This window comes from Marinobacter sp. CH_CUG1437-1, from assembly GCF_037029655.1.
GTDB lineage: Bacteria > Pseudomonadota > Gammaproteobacteria > Pseudomonadales > Oleiphilaceae > Marinobacter > Marinobacter salsuginis.
Window position 1 is genome coordinate 1 of sequence record NZ_JAYMEW010000013.1, and the last position, 8,682, is coordinate 8,682.

The following is an 8,682-nucleotide window of genomic DNA, read 5'->3' on the forward strand; positions in this document are numbered from 1 at the left end:
CAGTCTACGTGAGCGTAGTGGCGGGTCGGTGAATCATACTCAACGTGGGAGGTGGCGATGGTGATACCACGCGCACGCTCTTCCGGTGCGTTATCGATCTGGTCAAAGGCACGACTCTCACCGGTACCGAACACTTCGTGACATACACGAGTCAGCGCTGCGGTCAGAGTGGTCTTACCATGGTCAACGTGACCAATGGTGCCCACGTTCAAGTGCGGCTTATTACGTTCAAACTTAGACTTAGACATTTGACCAATCTCCCTAATCAACCAGGATCGTGACGTTGACCGGATAAATAATGGAGCTCATGGGCGGATTTGAACCGCCGACCTCACCCTTACCAAGGGTGTGCTCTACCAACTGAGCTACATGAGCATTACAAAACAAATTGGAGCGGGCAGCGGGAATCGAACCCGCGTCATCAGCTTGGAAGGCTGAGGTAATAGCCACTATACGATGCCCGCAAGCAATTTAGTGGTGGAGGGGGCAGGATTCGAACCTGCGAAGGCGATGCCGTCAGATTTACAGTCTGATCCCTTTGGCCACTCGGGAACCCCTCCGAGTCGGACCTGCTTATGCAAATCCGTCAAAACTTAAAGTGGAGCTGGCGGACGGAATCGAACCCCCGACCTGCTGATTACAAGTCAGCTGCTCTACCAACTGAGCTACGCCAGCTCACATTCGCCTCGTCAGCGAGGGCGGTATACTACGGATTTTTTTCTGGCGTTGCAACACCTTCACAAGGCCTGATTTCAACGAAATCGAAATTGCTGCCGTAATCCGCTTTCACCGCCTGAACCAGTTCTTTAGCGAGTTCCGGTTCCGCCTCAAAAGAGAGCGCGTAGCTTATCTGATTTCGGGGGAAGTTGACCAGTACCGCATTAAGATTCTGACGTTTTTTTTCTTCCAGCACGGATATTGCAGATTCCCTGGACTCGAATAGCCCCAGGGAGATCGCATTGCGGTTCTCGCCCTCGGTGACCAGATAGGAATCAATCCCCTGGCGCTGAATGTCACGGAACTGGCGCAACGCCACGGCTTCAGGTTGGGGCGGGATGAGGACCCAATGCAAGGGCGGCAACTCTCGCTCGACTTCTTCGACCTTGAAGCCGGCTTCCTCGGCAAGGGGCTGGTTGGCCACTAGCCTTCGCGCACGCTCCGCGGCTTCGATCCATCCTAGGCGTACACAGGACAAGTCAGAGCGCCCTGACGGTATCGCCACCGCATCGTTACGAGGATCCGGAGACTTCAGGCTGGCCACCCGCGGCAAGCTACCACTGGCAACTTTGGCCATTCCGCCGGATGGACCGACGAAGTCTGGCAGGTAATAGATGCCAATACTGACCAGTACCAGCACCAGTGCCAACCACCTCATTCTGACGAGTCCTCGGCATGAATCGCACGCAGGCCGCTCAACACGAGGTCGGGCCGATGGGTACCAGGCAGCCCCAGGCCAATCAGGCGATTCGCATCACCGCCAGTCACCAACAGATCAGACAACCCGTGCTTTCGGGCGTCAGCGATAACACGCTCGATCATGGCACCGGAAAGCCAGGCAAGACCATGGTTCACGCATTCCCCGGTATTCCGTCCCGGGTCTGTCGCCAATCCCTGATCAGGGTCGAACCAGATTCGCGCCGCGTCCGTCCTGAGACTCCGCAGCATCATTTGCAACCCCGGAAGGATATACCCACCGAGATGCTGGCCACTCGTATCCACATAGTCGATGGTAACCGCACTGCCGGCATCCACCACCACGAAGCCCTGCTTGTGATCGAGCCAGGCGCCATACATTGCGTGCCAACGATCTGCCCCCATTCTCGATACATCCTGGTAGGCGTTTACAAGTCCGTTACGGGACTGCTCGGACCAGTAGAACTTCACCGGCGCCGGACAGAGCTTTGCAAGTGAATCCATCAGATGAGTGCGCCTTTCTTCGGAAGCAACGGTGGATATGGCAACACCCCTTACCTGCCTTATGAGCTCTCCTGCTGAGCTCAAAGGGTTCTCATCTTCCAGTGATCCGGTGCCTGTTGCCAGAGTGCAATCCTGGTCATCCAGACACCACTTCAACCGGGTATTGCCTGCATCAATAAAAAGCTTCATGACACCACTCGCAGACTGATTTCCCCTGCGCGTACCGGAACAGTCCCGGTTTGGGTCCGTATCTGGTAGTTTCCCGCGTCATCGATACCACAGCCGACGCCTTCAACATCACCACCCCGAGCCTGAAGCGGCTTCCCCATAAAGATATCCCTTCGCTGCCAGGGCTCGCGGAAATCCGCGAAACCGACATCCGAAAACAGGGGCACCGCATCCAGAACCGCATCGATAATGGCGCCGGCAATCTGATTCCGCGACCAGTCGACGTTCGGGCATGCCCTGGCAAGACTGCTCCAGGGCTGATCGACACCCTCGGCCCGGGACATGTGAACGTTCAGACCAATGCCGGCAATCACTTGCACAACGCCCTCTTCGAGTTCGCCCTGCAGCTCCACGAGAATGCCGCCAAGCTTTCCGTCGGGCAGAAAAATATCGTTCGGCCATTTGAGCCCCACCTCGGGCACTCCCAGTCGCTCCAGGGCATTGGCCACCGCAACCCCCAGTACGAGACTCAACCCGTCCAGTACCCCGAAACCACCGTGAAACGTCAGGCCCATGCTCAGATACAGGTTTTCACCCCGAGGGCTCTGCCACACACGTCCACGTCGCCCGCGCCCGGAGGTCTGGCAGTCGGCCATGACCACCGGAATACCCCGGGTACCGGCCGTGATCTGTCGGATCACTTCGGCATTGGTCGAATCCACTTCATCAAGCACGGTCAGCGCCAGTTCCTCTTCCCGCCCGGAGGCAATTCCATCAAGCACTGCCGCAGGGTCGAGCAAGTCGACCCGGGACACCAGTTGGTAGCCGCGCCCACGGATCGTGGCAATATCCGCACCTTCGTCCATTGCGCGACGGATCTGTTTCCAGATTGCCGTGCGACTGACCCCGAGTTTTTCGGCCAACGCAGCTCCCGAATGGACCTGTCCGTCACTGAGCAGCTCTATAAGTGCCTTGGATTTCATTACACGCATCCAGCCATGAGAGTGGGTAAGGCCGGATTAAACACCAGGGGAAGGAAAAAGACAAAGTCGGCAGCCTGCCTTTGCGAATTGGCTGCCGACAGATCAGGGAATCGGTGTCGCGGTGAGGTTCGCCTTGATATCGAAGTTCTGCATTTTCACACCGTATACCGCGGTTTGTGCTCCGCCAACGGGGTGGACCAGATCAATGTTATTGATGGAGAGCTCCTTGAACTGACTTCTCGCTTTCACGGCAAAACCCAGCGGGCGATTTTCGGCTTCCTGCAGGGTCGGATTGGCCACATAGCGATAACCCGAAGCTGATGCGCCATCCATGATTTTCTCGTCACCCCGGTTGCCAACCACGCCCAGAGCGTCAGGACCGTCCGTCTTTTTTACGACCCGGGTCTGGTAGACATCCACGGAAAGGTCGGTGCGCAGGCCAAACGAATTGTCTTCCACGCCATCACCATCGAAGTCACCGCCATCGCTGGTATGGATATCGTTCAGAACCAGACGCGTGCCCGTTCCATTCACAGCTTCGCCAACGCCATTGGTTTCCCGGTTGGTTTCCCAGGTCAGCGCGTTTTTTCGGTCCTCACCGGCGGCCTTTGCAAACACCTGCTTCAGGCGCACAGTCAGCCCTTCCTCACCCCGGGCTTCCCAGACACCTCCAGAGCTGACACAGGACGATGGACTGTCACCAACGCCACCGGCGCAGACATCACCGGCGCCTCCCGGCACGATCGTCATACTGCTCCCGGTTTCATATTTCTGGACCACGAATCGCCCAAAACTCCGGCCTGATTCCTTGTCACCAATCCTCAGGTTGCCGATGTCCATGGTGCTCCAGGCTTCGCTTTTGACAATCGCAAGCCCCTCCTGCGTGACGTCGACTGTCATGCCCCGAACGTGGGAATCATAATCCAGCTCGGTGATCCAGAGCCCCTTCTGCGGAACCTCGCCGTTACCCTGATCGTAGGGCACCGCGATAATGGCGGCCTTGCCATCATGAATCCGGACATCCGAGTTGATGGTAATCCCCTCACCCGAGGCACCACCGGGGCCAAGCGTCATATGGCCATCCAGTTCAAACTCATAGGCAGGATAAAAGCCCAGCGCCAGCAGCAGCTCAGTGCCACCCTGCAAGGGAGCATCCTCACTGCCCACCCGCAGACCGTTGATCCGGTATCCAGCCCGGACATCCTCAAACCCGATGCGCAGGCCATCGAAAAACTGGGTGCCATTGATCATCTCATTGCGAGTCACGTTAACCGTAACATCACCCTGCCCCCACGACTGAAGGCCGCTGAAGATCACCCTGTTCCCGTCTTCCGTGTAGCTGAAATCGGCAAGCCGCAAGCTCCATTCCGTAGCGAGCCGCAAGCCCTGGGGGCCGGCATCCGGATGACCACCGCCCTGGAGATAGACCGCATTGGAATAGTTGCGTCCATTGAACACCTGGTCCTCAAGCAGAAAGCTGACGTTCACCTCTCCGATGCTTCTCCCACTGCCGCCAACCTCAATGGCACCGATATTAAACTGCCCGGCCAGGGAGCCAAGGGTCAGGGCAAGGGCCGGACGATTCCTCCAGTCGGTTGTCACATCAAGCCTGAGGTCGTTGATTCGATAGCTTCCGGTGATGTCCCTGAGGGCCAGAGCCTTGCCGTCATCCATATAGAGGAAGGTCGCCGAGTGAATAACCGTCTCGTTATCGATGCGAAGGCCTTCCCCGGAGCGCCCGCCGGCGGTAATGCCGGTGCTGGACGAAAGATCGTAGCTACCGCTCAGGCTACCGTAACTGGGTAGCAGTTGACCCGAGCCAGAATCCACGGATACGCCATGATTCAGGGGGTTATTGCTGTAACGGATTGCGCCAACCTCCCAGTTACCAACAATCCTTGGCGCATCCAGGGCCAGGGTGTCGCCGACGACATCCAGCGTTACCGCCAAGGCCTCCACGTTCATGGTGATATCATCCAGGAACACTTCATTACCGTTGGTGCGATAACCCAGGCGGCCGCCGGTCATGGTGTAGGCCGAGTCGAACGTATAGCCCGCCCCGCCAACGGAACCACCCTGGCTGATGTTCAGATATCCCTCCAGGGTATGGTCGAAAAAGACGCCACCCATACTGACTCCCAGCGCCCCGGCGAGGCGGATATCTCCAAACTCCACTCTCCGATCCTCGACCAGGTAATCAAGGTTCAGGGACGCATCGTCCTCGATGTCGATCCGAACCAGATGAAACGCCTGACCTGCCGAATCGATGGCTGAACCAACCCGGAAGCCTTCCAGATGAATGCCTTTGTCATCGTCATAGTAGGACAAACGATCTGCTGTCAAGGCAAGGTCCAGCTCCATGGTCAAGCCACTCTGACCGCTGATGGTGGCCAACGCGGTGTCGTCGAGGCTTTTCATATCGGCAAACACCCAGGAGGCGTTGATCAGGCACGCCAGCCCGATAGCCGTCGAGGTAAATGGCCTGCTACTGTCCGGAGCCCACATAATCATCAACCTCTTGCCCATTACGGATTACCGGCAGGAAACACAAGCAGGTTGCCTTCCATGACAACTTCTCCTCGCATATCCACTGAGAATATGTCGGTCTGTTGAAACCCCGGGTCGGTTGGCCGCGCTGTACTACTGGCGGAGATCTTGAATTGGACGTCATTGAACCGGACGGTGTTTGGCAAACCCAGTTCCAGAACATCCCGGTTGAACTGCTCTCCATCACCCCCGAACCCGGAATCAACGGTGCGGACCCGTAGTGTCAGCCCCTCAAACGCGAAATTACCGCGAATATCATCAAGGACCATCCACCCCCCATTTTCTTTAAGGCGGTAGGCAAAGCGGGCACCGCACTTTTTGTCGGCATCGTCACAGCGTCCGAAATAGCTGTTCTCAACGGGACCACCCATCTCGTTGATACTGATGTCGCCGGACAGATAGATCCCGCCTTGGCCCGAGATGTCTGAAAGGGCTTCATCACCAAGTCGGGAGAGCTCCGCGAGGGTCGGCGGAGCAAGCAGCAAAATAGCGAGGGCTAGAGACGTTCTGCACAGGATGGCTTTCATTGGCTCAGATCCCTCGTTTTTATATTCAGATGCTGTATGAGCATGCCCTGGACTCGGGCTGAGCCAAAATCACGGTCGCCTACACTGAAATTCCCGATCTTCAGATTGCTGCGGAATTCCGGATTGGTGTAATAGGACTCGTAGAAATCCCAGGCTTCAGCATCGCTGCTACTTCTCAGGCCGTCCGCACCGATCTCGCCCGGTTGAGGACGCCGAATCGCGGCCACCTCCACCACAAAGTTTCCACTACCATCAACATCGAAGAACACCGGCTGAAGCTGATTACCAATCGCAAGCTCAAGCGCAAAATTACTCATCAGAATTCGTGAGCCACAGCTGGAGCCATCCTGTGCGCAGGCGTTTATCGACAATTCCGGAGAATAAAAATTGAGCTTGAACTGTCCAACCATTTGGCGCCGATCGTCGTCTCCCCAGAGACGCAGATAACTTCCGTCGATAACAGCGCTCTTGGCGTGAATATTGATGTTGGCAGACCGGTCGTCACCCACCGCGACGTTCATCTGCATACCAATATCCGCACGTTCCCCAATGTAATCCACAGTGGCCGGGCGACTGGAACAGGTGCCGCTGCCTAAACCGGCACTGGAATCCATGCAATCGTAGCCCTGGCCGGCAGAAACCCTGGAACTGGCCGCAAACTCCAGAACCGCCTTGTTGGCGATGCCGATTTCGTTGCCATCTACAACATCGATTCGCCAAGGGTTAAGAAGCCGCCCAAGGTTCACCGGACCCAAGGCCTGGCCATGGTTGCTATTGGCGCCAGAGATATAGAGGTGGTTCACCGTTATATCGACATCACGACCATCAGTGCTCTTGATGCCTCCGATCCGAAAAATGCGTGCCTGCTCACCCGATGCATCCGGCTCGTCTGTTCCGTGGGAAAATTTAAAATTCTCCAAGACCAGGCCGATACCAGCACCGTCAATTCCAGCCATTTCCGTTTCCGAGAGGCCCTGAAGCTCTGCCTCGGCATAACCAGGCATGACCAGTACGCTCCAAATTGTAAGAAGAGGAAATACGGAAACAAGAAGCTGTCTGGAACTGAACCATGTCATAAAGCGCTCCTCAGAACAGGCCTTTGCCGCGGTCGATGTACTCGGTACGGTAACGCTGGGTGCCATAGAGCGCCTCGTTGAGATTCACCTCAGTCGCTCCGTTTGGGATATTGAAGAATGCACCCGAGGTTGCCCTGATGAAATCCTCGGGCGTGAAGTCTGTTTTCTTTACATCTTTCAACCATTCCAGATCCTTGGTCTGGAAGGAAATGAAGGCGCCATCAGCCGGGCCGGTGATTCGCCTTTCGCCGTTGACCTCACCGACTTCGCCCACGGGGAAGCTGTTGTAGATATCCAGGTCGAAGCAGGAGTCGATCCCCAGGACAAGGCAATCCTGGGCGTAGACATAAATGTCTCCCCCGGAACAGCTGAAAAAGGAACAGTCAGGAACTTCAATCCGGGAGCTCGATCCCCAGCCGATCAGGTTCTGTACCGACCAACGGGTAAATCCACTGGCGCCTTCAAGCACGAATCGCTCACCGTTCGGAATGCCAATGTATTCGGCTCTTATGGGATCCAGCTCGCCAATGTTTGGATCGCCCTCTGCTCCATAAACCAACTCGGCTTTGGTGGAGAGCGGACTACCACCCTCAAGGAGTGGCGTCAGGAGAACAATCAGTTGATCAAACAGATTCCCGGAGGAATTTGCCTCTGAGAGCCCCTCACCTCGATCAATAATATCCACGTTCACATTACCGGTCAGGGTTTCGATCTTCCCTGAGAGAACGCCCATGGATTCGCCGAAACCAAGCCGAAAGCCGACCACTTCATCGGTGTCTTCATCAAAGGCCAATTCCAGGAAGGGATTCTGGATGTGGAAAGGGACTATCTCACCCTCGCCATAAGCGCTGCCGTTAGCCTTTCGCTGCCTGGGGGCTTCGGGGTTCGCGTCAAAATAGGCCTGATTATTGATATAACCAAGGGCAAAATCTTCAATATAGACGTCCGAGGTGCCCGGCTTTTCACCTTCCCGGTCGTAACGCCCCATTTCCAGGACATCTACGTTGGTCTGGATTTCAATGTCCATTCCAAGATTGACCCGGGTATAGGCGGTATTGTCGTTGGCATCAGGATGGTACTGGCGATCAACGGATACAAAAGCCTGCCCTGTAACTTCAGACATCTGTTGGTCTGAAATCGGGCGCAAATCGGCGTTGACCCCCGAGGCCAGTAAAGGCAGGAGGAGAAGCGAGGAAATTGTTCTACTCATAGTCACATCTCACCGCTGCCGCTTCTTATTGTTGGCGGCTGATTAAAAGATGACTGATGAGCGTCTCTGAGGCTGGCTTCGGTTTTTGGTGTTGTTTTCGCCAGTTCTTTTACAGAAGTTTAACGCTGGTTACACGTTGTCACTGTGCGCAGCGTCATGGTTTTGGGATTTCTCAGATTTCAGGCAATAAAAAACCCCAGCACCGAAGATGCTGGGGTTTTTGGTATTAGGAGCCTGACGATGACCTACTCTCA

8 protein-coding genes and 4 tRNA genes are annotated in these 8,682 nt (G+C 55.9%); all 12 read right to left on the minus strand.

What is annotated here, in order from left to right; translation table 11 throughout:
- A partial coding sequence (locus tag WA411_RS18985; protein WP_336119311.1) for a GTP-binding protein occupies positions 1 to 248 on the minus strand: 248 nt, incomplete at its 3' end.
- Between the two features lie 51 nt (positions 249 to 299).
- Positions 300 to 375, minus strand: a tRNA-Thr gene (locus tag WA411_RS18990).
- A gap of 14 nt (positions 376 to 389) precedes the next feature.
- Positions 390 to 464 (minus strand) — tRNA-Gly (locus WA411_RS18995).
- A gap of 11 nt (positions 465 to 475) precedes the next feature.
- Positions 476 to 560, minus strand: a tRNA-Tyr gene (locus tag WA411_RS19000).
- Positions 561 to 599: 39 nt separating this feature from the next.
- Positions 600 to 675 (minus strand) — tRNA-Thr (locus WA411_RS19005).
- 31 nt (positions 676 to 706) lie between these two features.
- Positions 707 to 1,375 carry a hypothetical protein gene (locus WA411_RS19010; RefSeq protein ID WP_291910536.1) on the minus strand — a complete coding sequence of 223 codons (669 nt, stop codon included), beginning with the start codon at positions 1,373 to 1,375 and terminating at the stop codon, positions 707 to 709.
- Positions 1,372 to 2,106, minus strand: a complete 735-nt coding sequence (locus tag WA411_RS19015; RefSeq protein WP_209398991.1) for a type III pantothenate kinase — start codon at positions 2,104 to 2,106, stop codon at positions 1,372 to 1,374. The genes WA411_RS19010 and WA411_RS19015 overlap by 4 nt, the downstream gene beginning before the upstream one ends.
- Positions 2,103 to 3,068 carry a biotin--[acetyl-CoA-carboxylase] ligase gene (locus tag WA411_RS19020; RefSeq protein ID WP_222466504.1) on the minus strand — a complete coding sequence of 322 codons (966 nt, stop codon included), beginning with the start codon at positions 3,066 to 3,068 and terminating at the stop codon, positions 2,103 to 2,105. The genes WA411_RS19015 and WA411_RS19020 overlap by 4 nt, the downstream gene beginning before the upstream one ends.
- Positions 3,069 to 3,170: 102 nt before the next feature.
- On the minus strand, positions 3,171 to 5,573 hold the full coding sequence (locus tag WA411_RS19025) for a DUF6160 family protein (RefSeq protein ID WP_336064813.1): 2,403 nt from the start codon (positions 5,571 to 5,573) through the stop codon (positions 3,171 to 3,173).
- A gap of 20 nt (positions 5,574 to 5,593) precedes the next feature.
- A complete protein-coding gene (locus WA411_RS19030; protein ID WP_069184027.1) occupies positions 5,594 to 6,142 on the minus strand; it encodes a hypothetical protein in 549 nt (182 codons plus the stop codon).
- Positions 6,139 to 7,218 (minus strand): hypothetical protein, encoded by a 1,080-nt coding sequence (locus WA411_RS19035; protein ID WP_418766821.1) that lies wholly within the window; start codon positions 7,216 to 7,218, stop codon positions 6,139 to 6,141. The genes WA411_RS19030 and WA411_RS19035 overlap by 4 nt, the downstream gene beginning before the upstream one ends.
- A 10-nt stretch (positions 7,219 to 7,228) precedes the next feature.
- Entirely contained in the window at positions 7,229 to 8,341 is a 1,113-nt protein-coding gene (locus WA411_RS19040) for a hypothetical protein (RefSeq protein WP_291910546.1), read from the minus strand.
- Positions 8,342 to 8,682: the final 341 nt, after the last annotated feature.